The sequence below is a fragment of the Vibrio sp. YT-18 genome, assembly GCF_033337345.1.
GTDB lineage: Bacteria > Pseudomonadota > Gammaproteobacteria > Enterobacterales > Vibrionaceae > Vibrio > Vibrio alginolyticus.
In genome coordinates this window covers 51,579-72,608 of record NZ_JAWOQO010000008.1, presented here as the reverse complement: position 1 = coordinate 72,608, position 21,030 = coordinate 51,579, and the positions used below count along the sequence as shown (strand labels likewise).

Genomic DNA, 21,030 nt, shown 5'->3' with positions numbered 1-21,030 from the left:
GTTATTCCCTTTGTATTAACGTTTGTACGCGTTCTCTTACCAAGGTAATAACGTCCCATCATAAGCCCAAAACGCCCCGCTATCTTGCGGGGTTGCTTTTTCTATCAAGCCTAATAAATCCTTAGCAACTCGCTCTGGCGTGAACAACTTTCCCTCTGGGACATTGGTTTGAAAAGGTGCCGACAAAGCGGTATCTGTGGTGCCAGGGTGAAGTGAAAGCACCGTGCCATGTTTGACTATTCTTTGCCATTCGATCGACATGGTTTTGAGGAACATGTTTAATGCGGCTTTCGATGCTCGATAGCTGTACCAACCACCTAACTGATTATCGCTAATGCTGCCAACTTTGGCCGAAATGGTCGCAAACTTGGGTGCAGTACTGCGCTTTAGCTTGGGCGTGAAGTATTTCGCCAACAGCAAACTTGGCAAAGTATTAACCGTGATGGTTTGCTGAAAGAAGTCTGCGTCGAGCGAGCTAAGATTCTTCTCAGGACCTTTCTCTTGGGTGTGCAACGTACCAACACAGTTCACCAACCAATCGACGTGTTCAATCTGCTCACTGAACGCTTTTACCTGCTCGTCTTGCGATACATCCACTTGATGCCAAACGACATTTGGGTGTTGCCAATCTGGTTGCTGCTTACGATAAGTGGCATGCACGCGAGCTTGAGGAAACCGAGCTGCGGCTTCTCTCACCATCGCCAAACCAATTCCACCATTGCCACCGACGATGAGTATTTCCATCACAAGTTCTCCACGTTTTCTATGTAGTGCTCTGCGGTATCAAGAATCGCTTGGCGTTGTTGTTCTTCCATGTTGTCCCAAGAGCGGAAAATCATCCCGATTCGTGGATTGGCTGCGAGGCGCTTGTCGTGTTTGTTCATAAAGCGCCAATAAAGGCTGTTAAACGGACACGATCCTTCCCCACTCCTCGCCTTATTGTCGTAATGGCAACCCTTACAGTAGTCGCTCATTTTGTTGATGTAAGAACCACTCGCCGCGTAAGGTTTGGTGCCAACAATGCCGCCATCCGCAAACAATGCCATGCCACGTGTGTTCGGCATTTCGACCCATTCAATCGCATCAACATAGATACCGAGATACCACTCATCCACTTGATCTGGGTCGATCTCGGTTAGCAAGCAAAAGTTACCAGTGACCATCAATCGTTGGATGTGGTGTGCGTAGGCGTAATCGAGGGACTGCCCAATCGCATTGCGCATACAAGCCATTTTAGTTTCACCATTCCAGAAGAAATCTGGCAGCTTTCTTTCTGCGCCCAACTCGTTCTTTTTCGGGTAATGAGGCATGTTCGCCCAATAGACGCCTCGAATGTACTCTCGCCATCCTAATATTTGGCGAATAAACCCTTCGACTTGAGAAATGTCGATGTCTGCGTTGGAATTAAATGCCTTGAGTGAAGCATCAATGACTTCTCTCGGGTGCAGCAATTTGCTGTTAAGCGAGAATGAAATTCGGCTGTGATACAAGCTCCACTTAGCATCGTGCTGGCCTGTCATGGCATCTTGAAAACGTCCAAATAACGGCAGACAGACTTGGCAGAAATGCGCGAGTAAAGAGAGGCTTTGCGCGCGATTGATCGGCCACAACAAGTCTCCTTCAAGATTTCCGATGGTTTTGATGTCATGTCGTGCCAACCGATCAGTAATATCGCGCACGTCGGTACTGAACATCAAAGGTTGTGGCAGTTGTTCAATGTCTTTGGCTTTGAGCTTGTTACGGTTGTTGGCATCGTAATTCCATTTCCCGCCTACAGGCTTTCCGTCTTGCATCAAGATGTCGAAGCGCTTGCGCATGCGGCGATAAAAGTGCTCCATCATGATGTGTTTGCCTTGAGGAAACTGCGATTCTATTTCCTCAAACGGCAACAAAAAGTGTTCCGAATCGACACAACGCGTCACGACCCCATCAAGCTTTAGTTTGGCTAACTGCCCTAGTAAACGGTATTCATCCGGGCGTTGATATTCAAACTTACTTGCACCAACTTCGCTCACGTAGTGTTGCAAGACTTGCTCAAGATCGTCGAAGGATTGTGTGTCATCCAGTGTGAGATGCAGAACTTGATGACCTTCACTCTGACGCTCTTTCGCAAACTGTTCCATTGCAGAAAAGAACGCACACACTTTCTGAATATGATGCGTGACGTAAGTATTCTCTTGCTTGAGCTCCGCAATCAGGTAAAGCACTTGCTCATCCGGTTGCTGAAACCAAGAGTGCTCACTGTTAAGTTGATCGCCCAAGATCAATCGTACGGTTTCAAATTGCATTACGGTTTCTCCGGTGACGAAGCTTTGCCACTGCTGCCCATCACAATCGGCCAATCGACCATGTCTACACTATCCAAATGCGCGCCAGCACAACGACCTTGCCACCTATCGATGAACTCCATGTGCGGATCGTACATTTCGGTTTGCTTTTCGAGGTTGAATTGTCGTGAACCACGCGGATCAGCACCAACGCCCGCTAGGTATTGCCAATTTCCCCAGTTTGATGCCACATCGTAATCGACCAGTTGTGACTCAAAGTACGCCGCGCCATAACGCCAATCAAGGCCAAGTTTATGCACCAAACAACTGGCGACTAACTGTCTGCCACGATTCGACATATAACCGGTTTCATTAAGTTGGTGCATACACGCATTGACGATAGGAAATGGCGTTTCACCTTTCTTCCATTGTTGAAAACGGTGCGCGTAAAAGCTGGTGAGTGGTGCTTGATTTTGGATGCCACCGAATCGGAAGAGCTGTCGCTTGTGTCGACGGGCATACCAATAAAAGTATTCACGCCAAAGCAGCTCGAAGTAAATCCAGTAGGTTGAATCATTTGCACCATTCTCCGCTTCATAACGTTTCAACATGGCATAAATGGTTTTCGGAGAAACGCACCCATGAGCTAGCCAAGGAGAGAACTTGGTGGAGTAATCCATGCCATCTAAACCATTGCGTGTTTGTTTGTATTCACTGGCTAGTGTGGAAGCAAAATACTGGCGACAATGTTCAAGCCCGCGGCTTTCTCCACCATGAAACGCAGCTTTTGTGTCAAAGTAATATGCAGTAACGGAAGGAAGATTCACACCTAAAGGAATTGGAGGTAACGAACGGATACTCTCGTGGGGCCGAGAGATGTCTAAACCTTCAACTTGCTTTCTAAACTGCGTGAAAGTCGTAGGCAGATTGCTCAAGTCAAATGGCAGTTGTTCTTCCCTTAACAGGGTCCGGATTGCTTGCTGTTTTATTTTTACATGAGACGCGCCTTCAACTGCGCGATCTAACGCTTGTTGCTCATCCGAACCGGGAAAGGCGTCAGCATATATATGTGTGACGCCGAAGCGATTAACAGCATACTTGATTGCTTGATCGGGCGTCAGTTCAACCGCCCATAATCGCTGACCAAGGTGATTCAAAGATTGATTGAGTTCACTAAGCGATAAGTCGAGAAACTGCAATTTCGCACGCCCGAAAGAGGCTTCCTGCGCAAAGTGATGCAAGTAAGGCGTCATTGAAGGGTAGCAATACAAGCAAATTAACTCGTCCATTTCTACACTGGCGCTTTTCAACAGTGGGTTGTCGTGCAATCGCAAGTCGTTCGTGAACCAATAAAGTCCTATTTTCTTTTTCAATTCGCACCCTCAGATGTTAATTCTTCGTCTACGAGTTCTTTTCACGGAGACCCTGACGTTAAGCCTTTTGATTTACTTGCTTTTATACGAAAACGAGAGTTTGACGATCATTAGGTTACTAACGTTCAAACGGAATCCATTTGCTGGATATCTCAAAACACGCAATACCACCAAATGCCTGTACATGTTTCATACTGATATTTTATAAAATTTGAATCCAACGGTATTGATCACGATCTTAATCACTCATTTTCTATATAAACCATGCAAAAGTGATAAAAATTAAAGCGACATTAGTTAATATCCGTTAATCTAAGCCCAATCCCATTTTGCTAGTACCATCGCAGAAATGACCGACGAGTTTAAGAAATCAACCGCTAATTTAAAAAAAGCGGTCCCACTGATGATCAAAAACCATGTTGCTGCCACGCCAGCCAACTACGCGCTTTGGTATACCTACGTTGACAAGACCATTCCAGAACTCAACTTTGAGTTAGACATGGTGTTAGAAAACTACGGTATTTGCCCTCCAGCAACCAATAAACAGCTTTACAACAACTATGTGGCCAGCAAAGCAGAAACCAGCCTTGAAGATCTTAGAACCAATGTAGAAGTTCTGCTACATGAAGTATCCAGTTCAATGAGCGATACGATTTCAGATACTTCCTCCTTTTCCGAGATGGTAGACAAAAGCTTTAATAAACTGGAAAAAGTTGAGGACAATAGCCTAAGCATTGAAGAAGTGATGGTAGTGATTCGTCAACTTGTCGCAGAGTCACACGAAATTCGTCACTCAACAAAGTTTTTGAATAGCCAATTGACTAACGCGAGTGAAGAAATTTCTCGCCTCAAAAACCAACTGGCTGAAGTACAGCAAGATGCGTTGTTCGATGGTTTGTCAAACCTATACAACCGCCGAGCATTTGACAAAGATCTCTCTTCACTTATTGCATCAAATCAGGCAATGACCTTGATCATGCTTGATATCGATCATTTCAAATCATTTAACGACAATTACGGGCACCTTTTTGGCGATACAGTATTAAAAGCCATTGCCCGCCGGCTACAACAAAGTTGTCGAGATGGGATATGTGCGTACCGTTTTGGTGGTGAAGAATTCGCGTTAATTGTACCTAACAAATCTCTGCGAATTGCTCGCCAATATGCAGACACACTACGCCGGATGATAGAAAAACTGCGTATCAGAGATAAGCGCTCAGGCACACAAGTTCACAGCATTACCGCTTCTTTTGGGGTAGCAGAATTTGAGCTGGGTGATACGCCTGAAGCCTTAATCAATAAAGCCGATAAACAGCTTTATGAAGCAAAACAACTCGGTCGTAACCGCGTGATGCCAATTTAAATAAACTGGCTAAGCGAAAACGACTTTTATGATAAAAAAGAAAACCCCGCGCTGTAAAGTGCGGGGTTTTTGTATCCAATCATGAGTATCTTAATCGACGCTGTAGCAGTAACTTAGAATGTAGTCGTCACCATTTTTTGCGGTATATTCTTTATCTTCACTGCATGCCATCGGCTTACCTTTTTTGTCGCCTTTGATTAGACTTATCCAATGGCGCATCGCAGTTGGTGCATTGCCAGTTAGTTCAGGATGAAACGTCGTGCGAGTTTCTAATTGAATATCGTCAATGTCCACTAATTCCACGCAACCAGTGCCTTTGTGACAGCCAAACAGCACTTCTACATGATTGCCCGAATCATCTTTAAACAAAATCGACTTTGGATCTTCCTTTTCACCAGTGTACGCCACAAAATGTTTCGGGCTTTTCAGGCCGCTATGCGAACCGTCTTTGAAATAAGCCAATACATGGCGATAATCAATTACGTAACTTGATACGTCTTGGTGCGACCCGTTCTCCAATGGGAACATGCGGTCAAGCAGTTGCTTCGCTTTTACTTGTTTCTCACTCTGCTGCTCAGCACTTACCGCTTCGACGGCAAATACGGCTTCAGCGATAAATGGGCGTTGTTGTTGTTGCATCTCTTTTTTATCGAAGTTCAGCATATTCATCGTCATATCCTCGCACTTAAAAACTCGTCCTAGAGTAAAAACTTAAATCCTTTATTTAAGTTTCAGGCAATTCTGTGAAGTGGATGGTTAATTTCCTTGCCTGCTCATTATGTAGACTAGCGAAATATTGACTACAATTTCACAACAAAAATTTTACAATGTGAATTTTACAAAATGTCTGTGTCAAAAAGCCTTATTCGTCAGTCTCATTTTCTTGGTACGAAAATTCGTAATCTAAGAAAAAACAACCATTTAACGATGGAAGATTTATCTGCCCGTTGCGTAAGAATTAATCCAGAGTACGCTCCTTCGGTTTCTTACCTTTCGATGATTGAGCGCGGAAAACGCGTACCGAGTATCGATATGCTCGAAGTGATCGCGGAAGTTTTTCAAAAAGATCCTGCGTGGTTTTTAGATGATGAACCCGAATTAGAAGCCATCACACCCAACAAAGGGAATCGTGGTGGGATTAGTGGCATGGCGCTGGAGCCGAGCTTCCTGTTCTCCAATGATATTCTTCAAATCGCGATACCAGAAATGCTCTCCCAAACAGGTATCACGGGGCGTCAATTCGCCCACTTACTGATCCGCGCACACCAAGAAAACCATCAAAACCATTTTCCTGATTTAGAGCGCGCCGCCGAAGAGGTCGGCTTGAAGCGGCTGAATCTATCTGTAGAAGATCTCGTAGACATTGCAAAGAGTATGGGATTGGATATCCGCTGGGTAGATCGAGCGCCACAAGATGTGATTGATGAACTGGGCGTCAGCGCCAAACAGTTGATTACGTCTTTCATGGAGCCACCTGGGACTATTTATCTCAATAAACGAATGCGTGACTATCCAACCCGATTGAAGTATGACTTGGCGGTATATATTGGTCATCGAGTGCTCCATAGCAGCGATGCAATGAATAACGTTTTATCTATCGGGCATCAAAACAATTGGGAGCAAATGGACAGCCCTGTGTCGAACTCTGAACTCAATTCGCAAGATATCCTGCAAGCTTGGCGTGATTTTGAGTCCAGCTTCTTTGCCGGTGCCCTACTCTGCCCCAAAGTACCCTTTCGTCAGTTGCTTGACCGTTCTGGTTACGAGATTGATGTTCACAAAAAGGCCGGCGTTTCTCCTTCCGTTGCAATGCGTCGCATGACGGTGGTCTCGCCTTACCCTCATTGGCACTATTTTGATGCCTATGGCCCTGGCAAGTTAAAAGCCGTGTATCGCGGAAATGGTATTCCATTGCCTTGGGGCAACATGCGCAAAGTGAACGACCCTTGCCAGCACTGGGCCGTATTCCGACGCCTTTCCCAGCCTTTGGATACAAGTTCAGCGCAAATTTCGATTTTAAATGTTGGTGACGAGCCACGTATCTACTGCTGCGAATCGGTCAACGTATTTGATCCTGCGGGAAATAATCGCGTGCTATGTGCCGGTATTGATCTTAACCCTGCTATTTCTGCACAAGGTGGCGATGCCGTTTCCATAGCGGAAGAACTTAAGTCCCTTTGTGTCGCTTCCGGCGGAAGTAGTGTTATTCCTCCCCACATCAAAAAAGACTTAACGACTATCGCTAAGATATTAAACATCAACTGGATAGAGCGCGGGATTCAAACCCAAGCAAGGTTGATCTGCTCCAGAGGGGCGGTTTGTCCAAGACAACCTAGTTGTTACAGCAAGTGCGGAGAAGCTGATGAGACGGGCAGCGACGTGAATATCATCGGGCTTTAGAAAGAAAAAACGCCAATCACAATAAATGTGATTGGCGGTATATACTTGTGAACAATTTGTATTCACTAACAACGTCAGTTGGCTAGGTGACCCTCGGCTTAATAAGGGTCACTCTAAGTAAAGCACGATGCGTGCCAACTTTAAAAAAGCCGTTTTTTAGTAGATCCAGATGCATATCGTTGCTTTATTAACCATTAATTTCGCAAACTGCATTTGCAAAATGCAACATTATGCAAATATGCCACTGAATGCACTGCTAATAACGACTCTCTCAGCAAAGTGTCTGTGAACATATGAAGTCACATATTCTTGCACCTCAATGATGATGAGATTTCGGGCTCCCAACTTTACCATTCCTCTAACCCCTTATTGAAACTGGGTTCAGGCTCATCCGCCATGCTTTTGTTGATACATTCTCTCATCGGCTATTTTCATCATTTGCTCAGGAGATGACATTTGCGGGTCAAATATCGCGTACCCAATACTGGCTTTCAAATAGATAAGCGTTTCATCGTAAATGACGGGCGTAGAGCATAGCGCTAATCGAAGTTTTTGTAGAAGAGACTGAACATTTTCTTCCGTTCCTGGGTGATGAACTACAACTAAGAACTCATCACCGCCCATTCTGGCCACGATGTCTGATTTACGCAGAGAGCTTTTTACCCTTTCAGCCGTAGCGATTAAAACTTTGTCACCTGCGTCGTGACCATAGGTGTCGTTAATGTGTTTAAACCTATCTAGGTCAATATTAATTAAGGCGAAGCTATAACGCTTTTTATAACGTTTCGCTATTTCAAACTGCTGCTTGTAAAACTTCATAAAATAGCGACGGTTTGGTAAACGCGTGAGTTCATCGTGTAAAGCTCTGTCATCTGCAATGGTATACAGTCGATAAATGGCGAACAGCGCGAGGCTAAGTGCGAATATAATGGGATAGCCGATTACTCTAGCTAAATGCAACTGATGCCAAGAGATTTGGCGATCAGCTTTGCCTCCAGAGAAAACCACCATACTCCACCCACCATAAGGAAAATGAACCATCTCTTTTGCATATGCCATGCTATTTACACTTTGCGCGCCAAAGAAAGCATCACCAAATGAGCCACCGCTATCGTAACCACGGATCATTAAAGGGTAACGATACGAGAAATCAATTACGCCGGTTTCTCTCATCAGAGCATCGAAATCAATCACCGCACTGATCACTCCCCAGTAGTCCTGATTCATTGGAGGATCAAGAAAAACAGGCACACGCACGATCAAACCTCGGCCACCTTGAATCAAAGTCACTGGCCCTGCGATGAAAATTTCTTGTACATCCTTGGCTTTTTGCACCTGTACCCACTGCTGTGGCACTGCGCGGTAATCAAGGCCGATTAGGCGCTCATTACCTTGGCGTGGAAATACATGACTAATTACATCATTTTTCGCGATACCGATGATTGTAATATGTTTACTTTTATTTAGGATTCGGTGAGCGGCGATACTCAATTCTTCTTCTTGGTTTTTAGGAAGTAACGTAATGAGTGTCGCTAAAGTACTGGCTTTGTAGATATCCGCCATAAGTACCGCTTCCAAATTGGAACGGAGAATGGAAAGTTGTTCTTTGGCCTCAACTTGAACTCGCTCTTTGTGAAGCTCTTGCTGGTTTCGATTTAACAGCTCGATAACCCCAATACACAAAGCGAAAAAGGTGAGGAAGAACAATGCAAAATAGCATCGTTTTCTGGGTAAATAACGCATTTTCTCCCCACAACTCGTATACAACTACGAGATTTTTTATTTATTGTTAAAATTCTTATTATCACAAGAATAACCAATCATAATCAGAAAGGTAACAGTGATTGACAACTTTTATGTTTTAGGTGTGAGATGATGCATCAACAAGGCGATTTATTTGGCGGCGATCTATGGCAAGAAGTAGAAAGAGGAAAACTTTATTATGATCCTCAATTTCTTAACCATCTTGAGGCGGATAATTACTTTGACCAACTTCGAAAGACACTGCCATGGCACCAAGAACACATTACTATGTTCGGCAAGTCAGTACTTCAACCTCGCTTACAAGCGTGGCACGGTGATGCAGCATATACTTACTCAGGCTTAACCATGCAGCCTCACCCTTGGACTCCTGAGTTAACTCAGCTCAAAGTGCGTTGTGAATCAGTTGCTGATGTCACTTTTAATTCTGTTCTCGCTAACTTATATCGACACGGCCAAGACTCAATGGGCTGGCACCAAGATAATGAACCAGAGTTAGGTAGAAACCCTGTTATCGCATCTTTGAACTTAGGTGAAACACGTCGATTTTTGCTTAGAAATTTACATTGTAAAACTGAGATTGAATACGAGCTTTCTCACGGCTCCTTACTGATTATGGCTGGCGAGCTACAGCATCACTGGAAGCACTGCGTACCAAAAACCGCGAAAACCAAAGATGAACGTATCAACCTGACTTTTAGGCAAATTTTTAACTATTGACTCAGCTTTTACATTCTCAATTAATATTGATGGTAGGTTTAGGTTCAGGACTTCATAGGGAATGGATTTATGCGTATTAAACCTCTTAGCTTAGCGGTCTTACTCTTTTACTCACTTACCTTTGCTGCTCAGGCATCACAGGAAGACGTACCGCTTCTCGATAATACTCAATCAGCGCAGTTGATTCGTAGTACCTACGAACAAGAACTGTTCACTTTCCCGGCGTTTAAAGAGGGCCATTTTGGCTTGCGCATGTACCGCCAAACATTAGATGAGAAATATCACGCTGCCATTTGGACCGACATGGCACAAGTAGCCAGCCGGTTAAACCAATTTGCTAATGAAGTCGTTGAACCAGAAGACATCATTCTCTATTCATCTCAAAGGCTGACCACGTATCAAGAGAAAGAAACCGAACGAGGTCAGCGACGCTATACCGTGACTAAACACCATCCTGAGTACCTTTATCTTGGTGTGGATTTGCTTGGCGCAATGGCAAGAGCAAACGAGTATGGCCTAAAGCATAAACAAGACAAAACGCTGAGAAAAATTATTAGGCGCTACGATTTCTCGCGTTACGTTACGGACAAAGAGATGATAGAGGCATGGGCAGCTCAGCTTGCAAACCAAGTCTACTGGCTTCGTCAGCTAGGAGAGCAAGATGTGGTCGAGGAATTCACTCAAACCTTCCGTGACACCTACCCCGACGATAAAGATAAGATGCTTTCAGCTCAGCAGTATTGGAACAAACTCTATGGTATGACGCACATCATCTTTGCCGATTCACAGTATTATCAGGAGCGAGTAAGCGAGAAGAAACACCAATGGATTTATGATTACTTTCGCAACAACATCGACACTATCCTACTGCGCGCCAAAGAAGACGTGATTGCGGAAGTCGGCATTTCGTTTTTGTTAGCAGGCTTGGACCATGATCCGGTCGTAAAGAAGACCCGCCAAGCCATTCGTCATGCAATCAACGCAGAAAAAGGGATGATTCCGTCGGTCGACGGTAACTTTGATCTCAAGTACGGCGAACACCGTAACGTGCTAGCCATCATGCTGCTCGATTGGAAAGGGGTACATAAAGCGCCAACTTATCAAGAGCACCCAGAGGCTTTTAAATCGATACCTTACGGCTTAATGCCCAAGCCTTAGAAATAACAAAACCCGCCATTTAGGCGGGTTTTTAGTGTGGATCTTCAATCTAAATTAGAGAGAGATAAAAATGCCCGCTAAGCACGCACTCATCAGGTTAGCGAGTGTACCAGCAGCAACCGCTTTTAGGCCTAGACTTGCAACATCTTTGCGGCGCTCAGGTGCCATCACGCCGATAGAACCCAACTGAATCGCAATTGAGCCAATGTTCGCAAAACCACACAACGCAAAAGTGATAATAATTTGAGTATGCTCAGACAGTGTCGCTTTGTGCTGCACAAAATCGATAAACGCAACAAACTCATTCATCACCACTTTCTGACCAATGTATGAACCCGCAGCTAGAATTTCGTGGCTTGGCACACCAATCAACCACGCTAGAGGTGCAAACAAATAACCAAAAATCGCTTGTAGCGTTACGCCAGAGAAACCAAGTATCTCGCCCAAGTTTTCTAGCCCCGTGTTCACCATCGCGATAACACTCACGAAAGCGATAAGCATGGTACCAACAGCAACGGCAACTTTCATACCGCCCATGGCACCGCTTGCTAGCGCATCAATAACGTTACTTTCTTCTGATTTATCTAGCTCAATATTGTTGTAATCGCTTGGCGTTTGACGCTCAGGAACGATGATTTTTGCCATCATCAAACTACCTGGTGCTGCCATAAAGCTTGCCGCGATCAAGTATTTGAGGTCGACACCCAAACCAGCATAACCACCAAGCACACTGCCCGCCACTGAAGCCATACCACCAGCCATCACAGCAAACAGTTCAGAGCGAGTCATGTTAGAAAGAAATGGACGAATAAGAAGTGGTGACTCGCCTTGAGATAAGAAAATGTTCCCTGTTGCAACCAAAGACTCTGCTTTACTCGTACCCAAGAACTTCTGAATAGCGCCGCCAATAAATTGAATCACTTTTTGCATAATGCCCAAATAGTAAAGGGCGGAGATAAGAGCACTGAAGAAGATGATGATAGGGAGGACACGAATAGCGAAGATAAAGCCAGAAGAAGCGAGGTCACCAAAGAGGAATTTAATCCCCTCATCAGCAAAGCTGAGTAGCCCCGCGACACCATTACTTAAACTCGCCAGCGCCGCTTGACCCAACGGGAAATAGAGCACCAAAGCAGCAAACCCCATTTGTAGCATCAAGGCGCGAGATACAGTTTTCCAATTGATGGAAGAACGACCCTCAGAAAGTAGGAAAGCACAACCTAGCAGTGCAACAATACCAAATAGACTAAATAGAACACTCATGAGCTGGACCTACTAAACGTTGAAAAAGAAAAAAGAGCCAAAGGAATTGGCAGAAGAAAGGGACAACGCAGTGAGTGATAACTCACTTTTAGATCCAGAATGTAGACAGAACGAATAGTTCGACATCTTATTTTTACCTTATACAAGCAATTGAACGTAGCTGGTCCGGTCCGTGGGGTCATTCACTGCTGGCGAGCATGTTGCTTGGCCTGCTCCATGTGACGGCTTGTATGGGTAAGGGTCCTGAACAACTAAACCCTAATTCCCGCTTAAACGGGACGCAAGTATAGCCAACAAAAAGAGATATTCATCACATTTATTTACGCAAACGTTCAAGCGTTCAAAATTTAGGCAAAAGCACTCTTTCATCGTCATACCATTAATAAAAGTAAGGAAATAAGGATAGGCGTTGATGGTAAAAAACATAAAAGTGACCAATAAATATGCAATCAAACTCGAAAGAGCCAAAATTCGTCATTTTGCTCTCGCCAACAGGTGGATTTTGGTTATAATTCGCGTTGCTTCTTTCGAGGCCTCTGAGTATTCAGAGCATCATGATGCCGAGATGGTGAAATTGGTAGACACGCTAGCATGAGGTGCTAGTGCCTTTGGTGTGAGGGTTCGAGTCCCTCTCTCGGCACCATTATCCTTCTTCCCTAATTTTGTTCGAGTGTAATGCAAAGTTCTAAGCAGGCAAGACAGTCTACAGATGCTAATCAACTTCTGAGTGAGCTTGCGGTTCACGCTTTATTACACCTGCACTTTAAAATTCACGCGTCCTCGCATGGCCTCTCCCTTAAAGAACGTAATGACTTACTTCAGAAATGGCTGAAACCAAAACTGAAGAGTAATCGCTATAAGCTGATTAAAAAGCCGTTAAAGTCTTTGACTCAGCAGGCAAAAGGTGAGAACGGAAATCTGGAAGTATTACTCGAGCGCTGCGTCGGTGCAGACAAACCCAGCAACCCTCAACCCGATCTAGATAGCTACTTGCTGCTGATCAACGAGATTGAGAAGAAACTGGGGACTACCGTGTTATTATCTCGACCGGAAGACGTCGACTTATCTCACGACCAACACGGCTGTTTGCTGTGTGTGCTTTCTGAGAACTTAAATCAGCACTTCGATGATAATAACGCCCTAATCGCTCCTATTTCGATGCTGTTCCGCGGACCAATGAGTCAACGCTCACTTTTCCTTGGCAGCATTTACGCCAGTGGTACCTTCAATTATGAAGTGCAGTATCAAGACGACCAGTTCGTTCGCATCACATTAGAGTTAGCGTAACTGTAACGCTAAGAAATAAACGAATCGAAAAAGGCCGTGAAACTCGCGGCCTTTTGCTTATCTAGATTTAAACTTGAGTTAATCGATCTCTTTAAATCGAGCAGTAAAGTGGCGAAGCACTGGTGGCTCGTACTCGAAAGTGAGCCCTTTTAACTCATGTGCACAATTTTTCAGTTCGATAATCGCATCCGCAATGTAATCCATATGATCGTTTGTGTAGACACGACGTGGAATGGTCAAACGCATCAACTCAAGCTCTGACGCTTTTTGTTTACCCGTTTCCGGATCTCGACCAAGCAGCAACGATCCTATCTCTACTGCTCGAATACCCGCTTCCAAGTACAAAGCATTACACAATACCTGCGCAGGAAACTGATCCGCTGGAATATGTGGCAAAATCTTAGCGGCATCCACAAACACCGCATGACCACCCGTTGGGTATTGAATCGGAATACCGCCTTCACGTAAGCGCTCACCTAAGTATTGAACTTGGCTAATTCTATAGTGAAGAAAATCCTCATCCGCGGCTTCATACAAACCGCGAGCGAGCGCTTCCATATCACGCCCAGCCATGCCACCGTATGTTACAAATCCTTCCATGGGTACGCAGCGCGTCTGCACCGCCTGGAACAACTCCTTATGATCACGAATACAACACATGCCACCAATGTTTACCATCGGGTCTTTCTTAGCTGACATGGTGAGCATATCACCGTACTGGTACATCTCACGGATGATTTCCAGAATCGATTTATTCTCGTAACCCGCTTCACGCTGCTTGATAAAGTAGGCGTTCTCACAGTAACGAGCCGAGTCAATCACCACTGGAATATCGTACTTGGTTGCAATCTCGTACACACTGCGCATGTTTTCCATCGACACAGGCTGACCACCGGAGCTATTACAAGTAATCGTGGTGATAATTGCACAAATGTTATGCGAGCCGTGCGCTTCAATTGTTGCCACCAGCTTATCGATATCAAAATTGCCCTTCCAATCATAAGGCGTAGTGGTGTCGAATGCTTCTTCCGTTACCACGTTAATCGCTTTACCGCCATTGAGTTCAATGTGACCCGCTGTGGTATCAAAATGGTAGTTCGAGATAAAGACTGGCGTTTCGCCACCACGCACCTGACGCATACGCTCAATCAAAGCGGGGAACAAAATTTGCTCGGCACCACGCCCTTGGTGTGCTGGCACGGTGAGCTTATAACCGAAGAAGTGCTCCACTGCATCACACAGGTTGTAGTAATTTCGACTCCCCGCATAGGATTCATCCCCCATCATGATGCCAGCCCACTGATTATCACTCATGGCACCAGTGCCAGAGTCAGTCAGCAAATCGATATAAACATCATCACTACGAAGAAGAAATGGATTATAGCCCGCTTCTTTTAACGCGACTTCACGGTCTGACAAAGTCGTCATTTTGATTGGCTCAACCATTTTGATACGGAAAGGTTCTGGAATACGTTTCATTGTTAATTTCCTTATACGCATTGCCCTACGCAGTTTCACGTAAGACTAAAAAACAAATAGATAGAATGCTTTTCAATGCGATTGCATTGAGGAAATCAACGAGAAGAGATTTTACTAAGAAGAGACAAGCAGTAGTCTAGGTTATACCAGAACGACAGCACCAAACGGCTATCGAGAATATCCTTTATTCTCATCGTCTTCGTCCTCCTGATAAAAATAAAAGGTCAGAAACCCCATGTCTCTGACCTTTTCAATATAGTGTAGTTTTCAATCAATTTTCAGTGAGGTCACCCTCATTTTAAGAAGGTCTCGCCCTTTTCATTCTGCGTTTGATATTACTTTCTTTGACTAGGTAATCGAAAAGTGGCGCGAATAAGTTAGCAAATAGAATCGCTAACATGATGCCTTCTGGATAAGCCGGGTTCAGCACTCGGATAAAAATCGTCATCACGCCGATTAATAGTCCGTATGCCCATTTCCCGTTATTGGTAAAAGCTGCCGAGACAGGGTCTGTCGCCATAAAGAAGGTACCAAACGCAACCCCACCAATCACGAAGTGCCAGTAGAACGGCATGGAGAACATGGGGTTAGAGTCTGAACCGATCGCATTCAATAGTAATGAAGCTCCGATTAAACCGACCAACACGCCCGCAACAATTCTCCACGATGCAATCTTCATAAAGATGAGAACCAAGCCTGTTAGTGCGATCAACAACGTGGAGACTTCACCCATCGAGCCTGGTAAATTACCAACAAAAGCATCTCCCCATGAAATTGTTTGTCCTGTCATATTATTTATCAAAGCACTTTGCCCGCCTTCATACCATTGACTAAGTGGAGTAGCGCCAGAGTAACCATCAGCCGCGACCCACACAGCACCACCGGACATGTTGGCAGGATAGGCAAAGTATAAGAACGCTCGCCCTGCTAAAGCTGGATTTAGGAAGTTTCGTCCAGTACCACCGAAAATCTCCTTCGCCACAACAATACCGAAAGTGATACCTAAAGCCGCTTGCCATAGTGGAATTGTCGGGGGAAGGATCAGCGCAAAGAGTATAGAGCTGACAAAAAAACCTTCATTTACCTCATGCTTTCGCACAATAGCAAACAGAACTTCCCAGAAACCACCAACGATAAACACCGTCGCATAAACCGGGAGAAAGTAAGTAGCACCAAGCCACATTTTACTTCCCCACCCCGCTTGTGAAACCGCATCTAACGAGCCCCATACCCAACTCAGTTGCCATGAAGAAACAAGCGCTTGCTGAGCTGAGGCTTGATCCATTCCATACAACAAGGCATCACTCGCTTGCTGGCCTATGTTGTACATACCCCAGAACATGGCAGGGAAGACCGCCAGCCACACCATGATCATAATACGTTTTAAATCGATGCTATCTCGAACGTGAGTCATGCCCTGGTTTACCTTACCAGGCGTGTAAAAAATGGTTTCGACAGCTTCGAAAAGTGGGTAGAACTTGTGATACTTCCCACCTGGACCAAACTTAGGTGTCGCTTTCTCAAAGTAATGTTTAAGGCTCATAACGCTCCTCCTTTATCTAAAAGATGGTACGCACATGTGTAAAAAGCGATCGTTTTTTAATCTCTTCGTCTTCCTTCTTCGTATTTCACCTTGTTCGCCACTCTTCTGTCTCCTCTTTAAATCCGGCGAACAGTTTATCCAACGAAAAAGGGACCGCTCATGGACACACTCGCCATTGACCTAGCTAGATTCCAATTTGCCTTTACTGTCTCTTTCCACATTATTTTTCCAGCTTTTACGATTGGTTTGGCAAGTTATCTCACTGTATTAGAGGGCTTGTACTTAAAAACGGGCAACAAACAGTACATGCAAATCTATAAGTACTGGATCAAAATCTTTGCCATCAGTTTTGGTATGGGTGTGGTGAGTGGCATCGTGTTGAGCTATCAATTCGGTACTAACTGGAGCGTGTTTGCCGACAAAACAGGCCCAATCCTGGGCCCGCTAATGGGTTATGAAGTTTTTACTGCGTTTTTCCTCGAAGCGGGGTTTTTAGGCGTGATGCTTTTCGGTATGGATAAGGTGGGTAAGAAGCTTCACTTCGCCGCGACTTGTATTGTTGCATTCGGGACGTTTTTGTCTGCGTTTTGGATACTTTCGGTTAATAGTTGGATGCAAACACCAGCGGGCTACAGTATCAACGAAGCCGGACAGTTTATCCCAGAAGACTGGTGGGCGATTGTCTTCAACCCTTCCTTCCCTTACCGGCTCGTTCATATGTTGCTCGCCGCTTACCTTACTACTGCCTTTGTTGTAGCCGGCGTTGCCGCTTATCACTTACTAAAAGCAAACCATAACCCTCTAGCCAGAATTATGTTCTCGATGGCAATGTGGATGGCTGCCATCGTGACACCAATTCAAATCGTTGCTGGAGACATGCATGGTTTAAACACCCTTGAACATCAACCCGCCAAAGTCGCCGCGATGGAAGGGCACTATGAGTCTCACCAAGGCGCGCCATTGATCCTCTTCGGTATCCCTAACGATGAAGAAAAACGCATGGAATACGCACTGGAAATCCCCAAACTCGGTAGTTTGATTTTAACTCATGACCTCAACGGTGAAGTGAAGGGATTAGATGCTTTTCCAGAGGAGGAACACCCTCCTGTATCTATCGTTTTCTGGTCTTTCCGAGTCATGGTCGCGCTTGGTTTTGGCATGCTTGTTATTGGTTTGTGGAGCCTTTGGCTAAGAAAACGTCGCAAACTTTTTGATTCGAGGGCACTTCAACGTATTTGTGTGCTGTTTGCCCCAGCGGGGTTCATTGCAGTTTTAGCAGGCTGGATAACTACCGAAGTCGGTCGACAGCCTTACACCGTATACGGTCTTTTAACCACAGCCAATTCGGCATCGCCTATTGATGCCGCCGCGGTGAGCGTCTCCCTGACGGCGTTCATCGTGGTTTACTTTGTGGTTTTTGGAGCTGGCTTCTTCTATCTCCTACGTTTGATGCGTAAGTCTCCAACTCGATATGAAGAAGGTCTAGATAGCCGACTTCCTGATGGCACGAAAACCGATGCCATCACACATTCTAACCATCTAACCTAGGAGCTAACTCATGGATTACGCATTAATTTGGTACGCTTTGATTGGGCTCGCCGTTCTGATTTATGTCGTGTTAGATGGCTTTGATCTCGGTATTGGTATCCTATTTCTCAGCGCTAATGACGATGAAGAGCGCGACATGATGATGAACAGCATCGCTCCTGTTTGGGATGGGAATGAAACTTGGCTAGTTCTTGGTGGTGGTGGGCTTTTTGCCGTGTTCCCCCTCGCCTACGCGGTCATTATGCCAGCACTCTATGCTCCTCTGATTTTAATGCTGCTCGGGTTAATTCTGCGTGGGGTTTCTTTTGAATATCGCTTCCGAACACAACGCGGAAAGTTTTTATGGGATAGCGCTTTTTTCATTGGTTCACTCACCGCGGCATTGATGCAAGGCATTATGCTCGGAACCCTGCTCCAAGGTATAGAGGTTAGTGAACGAGCATACGCAGGTGGATGGTTTGATTGGCTTTCGCCATTTAGCGTATTTTGTGGCTTGGCGCTTGTTTGTGCTTATATCCTGCTCGGTTCATGCTGGTTATTAATCAAGCTTCCAGAAGAGCTGATGGGGCGCTATTACGTGGTCGCGCGACGATGGGGACTAGCGATGGTAGCCTGTATATTTATCGCCAGTTTGTGGCTGCCATTGAGCCAAAATATCGTCTTTGAACGTTGGTTCTCATTACCAAACTCACTACTGTTTTTCATATTACCAATTATTGCAGCGGCACTCATTTGGCAGCTATTCAAAGCCTTACTCGACCACAAAGCCGTCCGAGCCTACGTTCTTGCGATCGGCCTGTTTCTTGTGTCCGCGATGGGTTTCGGTGTCAGTACATTCCCTTACTTGGTCCCATTCGCACTCACTTATCAAGACGTCGCCGCGCCAGACAAAAGTTTGGCATTTTTACTTGCCGGCGCGGTGGTATTACTTCCTCTGATCATAGCCTACACGGCTTATTCGTACTGGGTTTTCCGCGGCAAGATGAAACGTGGAGAAGGATATCACTGATGAAACTAAAACCCATTTTGTGGTTCATTGGCATTTGGCTGGTAAGCGTGGTCGCCTTGTTTATCATCAGTTCGTTGATACGAACTGCGATATTGTAGGCCCAGAGTCTACTGCACCACATCTGAAGCCATTGAGGTCTATACTCAAGCAAGAGTAAAACAACGGAGTGTTTTTATGACCTTAAAGCGGTTTCTGGTAACTTTGATTCCTTTGACGGTTCCACTGTTTTCACCAAATGCATTGGCCGTAGACAAGCAGATGTCATCCGCCATTAAAAGTAAAATGCGGTCTATTTGCTCCGCAACAGACGAGCAGGGCCGTTGGCGACTTGCCGAAGCAACTCCTGACGCCAGACGTTCACTTAACATGGTGCTTTATCAAATGAATGCCGATGATAAATTGAAAGCAATTCATGAGGTGAGAACGAAAATGGTCGGCGGCACCCATTATGCGTTTGAGTTCGAGTTGCAAGATGGTCAAGTCTGGAATGCAATTGTATTGCACAGTGCCCGAGGCGATTACATGATAGAAAGACACGCCAAGAAAGGGGAACTCTGCCCTAAAGATGGCAACTCCTAAATCCCAGATTCAAATACAATAAAGGCGACCGTTACGTCGCCTTTGTTTTATACCGTTTTCGCCTCTATCTTTTCATTCACTTTATCGCAAATGTACTCCCCAATCGGCATTGCAGATGTCGCTGCTGGAGAGGGGGCGTTGCAAACGTGCAGGCTTCTTGCGCTCTCGGCAAACAAGAAGTCATGAACCAAGGTTCCGTCGGATAACACTGCTTGCGCACGAATACCCGCAGGATATGGTTTGAGATCTTCTACCTTGATGCTTGGGCAATATTTGTTGACCAACTTGAGATAGCCCGGCTTCCACCACGAGTTCTTAAACTCATCCAATCCGGTTTTTAGATGCTTTTGTGTTACCTTCCAGAAACCGGAGAATCTCAGCATTTGCATGGTATCTTGCAAGCTGAAGTTGACCTTATCGTACCCTTCTCGCTTCCAGCCTTGCACCGCATTTGGACCAACAGTCACACTGCCATCAATCATACGAGTCAGGTGGACGCCCAAGAATGGCAAATCAGGGTCGGGAATTGGGTAAATAAGATGATTCACCACTTGGTCGTGTTTGCTATCTAAGCGGTAGTATTCACCACGATAAGGGATGATCTGAAAGTCAGTTGGAATACCCATCATCTTAGTCATTCGATCCGCCATCAAGCCGCTGCAAGTAACCAAGAACTTAGTATTAAGCTGCATCGTTTGACCGTCTGAAATGCAGGTCAGTTGGACTTCCTCGTCCTTCTCTTCGGCAGCCACCACTTTGGTTCTCAAGCTGATTTGACCGCCGAGCTTTTTGAATTCTTCCGCCATCTGCTCAGTGACCAAACGATAATCGACAATACTGGTGGTTTTGACATAAATCGCGCCCAAGCCTGTGATGTTTGGTTCAGCCAGTTTGAGTTGAACTTCATCGAGTAGCTTTACGTCGATGCCGTTGACATGGCAGCGCTCATAGAGGGCATTCATGCGTTCGACTTCTTGCTCATTAGTGGCAACCAACAACTTGCCACAGTTCTCCACCGGAATATCGTGCTCAGCACAGAACGAAATGGTTCGCTCTACCCCACGCTTACAAAAGTCGGCTTTTAAGCTGCCCGGAGCATAGTACACCCCAGCATGAATCACACCGCTATTGTGTCCGGTTTGGTGCTTGGCAAAACCGGACTCTTTCTCAACCAATAAAATGGATTTGTCTGGGTGACGTTGCTGCAGTTGCCATGCTGTCGATACGCCGACGATACCGCCACCGACAATAATGTAGTCATAGACTGATTTCATACGACC

General features: G+C 45.3%; 18 protein-coding genes and 1 tRNA gene. 10 read left to right on the top strand and 9 right to left on the bottom strand.

Annotation, left to right across the window (positions count from 1 at the left end):
* Window positions 1-36: 36 nt before the first annotated feature.
* The 3 genes from R7M72_RS12670 to R7M72_RS12660 are packed head-to-tail and all read right to left on the bottom strand — an operon-like array spanning window position 37 to window position 3,640.
* The gene (locus R7M72_RS12670; RefSeq protein WP_053304655.1) at window positions 37-744 is read right to left on the bottom strand and encodes an SDR family oxidoreductase; all 708 of its coding nucleotides are present in this window, start codon (window positions 742-744) and stop codon (window positions 37-39) included.
* On the bottom strand, window positions 744-2,288 hold the full coding sequence (locus tag R7M72_RS12665; RefSeq protein ID WP_318056207.1) for a cryptochrome/photolyase family protein: 1,545 nt from the start codon (window positions 2,286-2,288) through the stop codon (window positions 744-746). Before R7M72_RS12665 ends, R7M72_RS12670 begins: the two co-directional genes overlap by 1 nt.
* Window positions 2,288-3,640 carry a DASH family cryptochrome gene (locus R7M72_RS12660; RefSeq protein ID WP_318056206.1) on the bottom strand — a complete coding sequence of 451 codons (1,353 nt, stop codon included), beginning with the start codon at window positions 3,638-3,640 and terminating at the stop codon, window positions 2,288-2,290. Before R7M72_RS12660 ends, R7M72_RS12665 begins: the two co-directional genes overlap by 1 nt.
* A gap of 349 nt (window positions 3,641-3,989) precedes the next feature.
* On the opposite strand from R7M72_RS12660, the gene R7M72_RS12655 reads away from it, so the two are divergent.
* Window positions 3,990-5,003, top strand: a complete 1,014-nt coding sequence (locus R7M72_RS12655) for a GGDEF domain-containing protein (protein WP_017635511.1) — start codon at window positions 3,990-3,992, stop codon at window positions 5,001-5,003.
* A 90-nt stretch (window positions 5,004-5,093) separates the two neighbouring features.
* Here the strand turns inward: R7M72_RS12655 and R7M72_RS12650 are convergent, their stop codons facing one another.
* On the bottom strand, window positions 5,094-5,672 hold the full coding sequence (locus tag R7M72_RS12650; protein ID WP_250654507.1) for a hypothetical protein: 579 nt from the start codon (window positions 5,670-5,672) through the stop codon (window positions 5,094-5,096).
* Window positions 5,673-5,846: 174 nt separating this feature from the next.
* On the opposite strand from R7M72_RS12650, the gene R7M72_RS12645 reads away from it, so the two are divergent.
* Complete coding sequence (locus tag R7M72_RS12645) at window positions 5,847-7,403, top strand: DUF3612 domain-containing protein (RefSeq protein ID WP_080773721.1); 1,557 nt, start codon at window positions 5,847-5,849, stop codon at window positions 7,401-7,403.
* A gap of 387 nt (window positions 7,404-7,790) precedes the next feature.
* Here R7M72_RS12645 and R7M72_RS12640 read toward each other — a convergent pair whose 3' ends face one another.
* Window positions 7,791-9,146 carry a diguanylate cyclase gene (locus R7M72_RS12640; protein WP_042523392.1) on the bottom strand — a complete coding sequence of 452 codons (1,356 nt, stop codon included), beginning with the start codon at window positions 9,144-9,146 and terminating at the stop codon, window positions 7,791-7,793.
* A gap of 132 nt (window positions 9,147-9,278) precedes the next feature.
* Here R7M72_RS12640 and R7M72_RS12635 point away from each other — a divergent pair, with 132 nt between their 5' ends.
* A complete protein-coding gene (locus R7M72_RS12635; RefSeq protein WP_053349380.1) occupies window positions 9,279-9,884 on the top strand; it encodes an alpha-ketoglutarate-dependent dioxygenase AlkB family protein in 606 nt (201 codons plus the stop codon).
* A 69-nt stretch (window positions 9,885-9,953) separates the two neighbouring features.
* Window positions 9,954-11,042: a DUF3541 domain-containing protein gene (locus R7M72_RS12630; RefSeq protein WP_170890229.1), complete on the top strand. Its 1,089-nt coding sequence runs from the start codon at window positions 9,954-9,956 to the stop codon at window positions 11,040-11,042.
* A gap of 54 nt (window positions 11,043-11,096) precedes the next feature.
* Here the strand turns inward: R7M72_RS12630 and R7M72_RS12625 are convergent, their stop codons facing one another.
* Entirely contained in the window at window positions 11,097-12,305 is a 1,209-nt protein-coding gene (locus tag R7M72_RS12625; RefSeq protein ID WP_017635515.1) for a NupC/NupG family nucleoside CNT transporter, read from the bottom strand.
* A 412-nt stretch (window positions 12,306-12,717) separates the two neighbouring features.
* On the opposite strand from R7M72_RS12625, the gene R7M72_RS12620 reads away from it, so the two are divergent.
* The 3 genes from R7M72_RS12620 to R7M72_RS12610 all read left to right on the top strand — a co-directional run bounded on the left by R7M72_RS12620 (window position 12,718) and on the right by R7M72_RS12610 (window position 13,592).
* Window positions 12,718-12,900: a hypothetical protein gene (locus R7M72_RS12620; RefSeq protein WP_021035910.1), complete on the top strand. Its 183-nt coding sequence runs from the start codon at window positions 12,718-12,720 to the stop codon at window positions 12,898-12,900.
* A tRNA-Leu gene (locus R7M72_RS12615) sits at window positions 12,865-12,948 on the top strand. Before R7M72_RS12620 ends, R7M72_RS12615 begins: the two co-directional genes overlap by 36 nt.
* Window positions 12,949-12,980: 32 nt before the next feature.
* Window positions 12,981-13,592: a DUF2913 family protein gene (locus R7M72_RS12610; RefSeq protein ID WP_017819727.1), complete on the top strand. Its 612-nt coding sequence runs from the start codon at window positions 12,981-12,983 to the stop codon at window positions 13,590-13,592.
* A 78-nt stretch (window positions 13,593-13,670) separates the two neighbouring features.
* Here R7M72_RS12610 and R7M72_RS12605 read toward each other — a convergent pair whose 3' ends face one another.
* On the bottom strand, window positions 13,671-15,071 hold the full coding sequence (locus R7M72_RS12605) for a tryptophanase (RefSeq protein WP_203345267.1): 1,401 nt from the start codon (window positions 15,069-15,071) through the stop codon (window positions 13,671-13,673).
* Between the two features lie 298 nt (window positions 15,072-15,369).
* Window positions 15,370-16,614 carry an NADH:ubiquinone reductase (Na(+)-transporting) subunit B gene (locus R7M72_RS12600; protein WP_005374169.1) on the bottom strand — a complete coding sequence of 415 codons (1,245 nt, stop codon included), beginning with the start codon at window positions 16,612-16,614 and terminating at the stop codon, window positions 15,370-15,372.
* 159 nt (window positions 16,615-16,773) lie between these two features.
* Between R7M72_RS12600 and R7M72_RS12595 the strand changes: the two genes are divergently transcribed.
* The 3 genes from R7M72_RS12595 (at window position 16,774) to R7M72_RS12585 (ending at window position 19,750) form a co-directional block, all read left to right on the top strand.
* Complete coding sequence (locus R7M72_RS12595; RefSeq protein ID WP_172563693.1) at window positions 16,774-18,162, top strand: cytochrome ubiquinol oxidase subunit I; 1,389 nt, start codon at window positions 16,774-16,776, stop codon at window positions 18,160-18,162.
* A 10-nt stretch (window positions 18,163-18,172) separates the two neighbouring features.
* A complete protein-coding gene (gene cydB / locus R7M72_RS12590; RefSeq protein ID WP_005374173.1) occupies window positions 18,173-19,171 on the top strand; it encodes a cytochrome d ubiquinol oxidase subunit II in 999 nt (332 codons plus the stop codon).
* Window positions 19,172-19,345: 174 nt separating this feature from the next.
* Window positions 19,346-19,750: a hypothetical protein gene (locus R7M72_RS12585; RefSeq protein ID WP_017635518.1), complete on the top strand. Its 405-nt coding sequence runs from the start codon at window positions 19,346-19,348 to the stop codon at window positions 19,748-19,750.
* Between the two features lie 47 nt (window positions 19,751-19,797).
* Here R7M72_RS12585 and lhgO read toward each other — a convergent pair whose 3' ends face one another.
* A complete protein-coding gene (gene lhgO / locus R7M72_RS12580; RefSeq protein ID WP_213870219.1) occupies window positions 19,798-21,024 on the bottom strand; it encodes an L-2-hydroxyglutarate oxidase in 1,227 nt (408 codons plus the stop codon).
* Between the last annotated feature and the right edge of the window lie 6 nt (window positions 21,025-21,030).

Coding starts and splice junctions, on each gene's coding strand:
- R7M72_RS12595 (WP_172563693.1), top strand. CDS start 16,774: ATGGACACACTCGCCATTGACCTAGCTAGATTCCAATTTGCCTTTACT.
- R7M72_RS12625 (WP_017635515.1), bottom strand. CDS start 12,305: ATGAGTGTTCTATTTAGTCTATTTGGTATTGTTGCACTGCTAGGTTGT.
- R7M72_RS12655 (WP_017635511.1), top strand. CDS start 3,990: ATGACCGACGAGTTTAAGAAATCAACCGCTAATTTAAAAAAAGCGGTC.
- R7M72_RS12645 (WP_080773721.1), top strand. CDS start 5,847: ATGTCTGTGTCAAAAAGCCTTATTCGTCAGTCTCATTTTCTTGGTACG.
- R7M72_RS12630 (WP_170890229.1), top strand. CDS start 9,954: ATGCGTATTAAACCTCTTAGCTTAGCGGTCTTACTCTTTTACTCACTT.
- cydB (WP_005374173.1), top strand. CDS start 18,173: ATGGATTACGCATTAATTTGGTACGCTTTGATTGGGCTCGCCGTTCTG.
- R7M72_RS12585 (WP_017635518.1), top strand. CDS start 19,346: ATGACCTTAAAGCGGTTTCTGGTAACTTTGATTCCTTTGACGGTTCCA.
- R7M72_RS12670 (WP_053304655.1), bottom strand. CDS start 744: ATGGAAATACTCATCGTCGGTGGCAATGGTGGAATTGGTTTGGCGATG.
- R7M72_RS12600 (WP_005374169.1), bottom strand. CDS start 16,614: ATGAGCCTTAAACATTACTTTGAGAAAGCGACACCTAAGTTTGGTCCA.
- R7M72_RS12650 (WP_250654507.1), bottom strand. CDS start 5,672: ATGAATATGCTGAACTTCGATAAAAAAGAGATGCAACAACAACAACGC.
- R7M72_RS12620 (WP_021035910.1), top strand. CDS start 12,718: ATGGTAAAAAACATAAAAGTGACCAATAAATATGCAATCAAACTCGAA.
- R7M72_RS12610 (WP_017819727.1), top strand. CDS start 12,981: ATGCAAAGTTCTAAGCAGGCAAGACAGTCTACAGATGCTAATCAACTT.
- R7M72_RS12605 (WP_203345267.1), bottom strand. CDS start 15,071: ATGAAACGTATTCCAGAACCTTTCCGTATCAAAATGGTTGAGCCAATC.
- R7M72_RS12665 (WP_318056207.1), bottom strand. CDS start 2,288: ATGCAATTTGAAACCGTACGATTGATCTTGGGCGATCAACTTAACAGT.
- R7M72_RS12640 (WP_042523392.1), bottom strand. CDS start 9,146: ATGCGTTATTTACCCAGAAAACGATGCTATTTTGCATTGTTCTTCCTC.
- R7M72_RS12635 (WP_053349380.1), top strand. CDS start 9,279: ATGCATCAACAAGGCGATTTATTTGGCGGCGATCTATGGCAAGAAGTA.
- lhgO (WP_213870219.1), bottom strand. CDS start 21,024: ATGAAATCAGTCTATGACTACATTATTGTCGGTGGCGGTATCGTCGGC.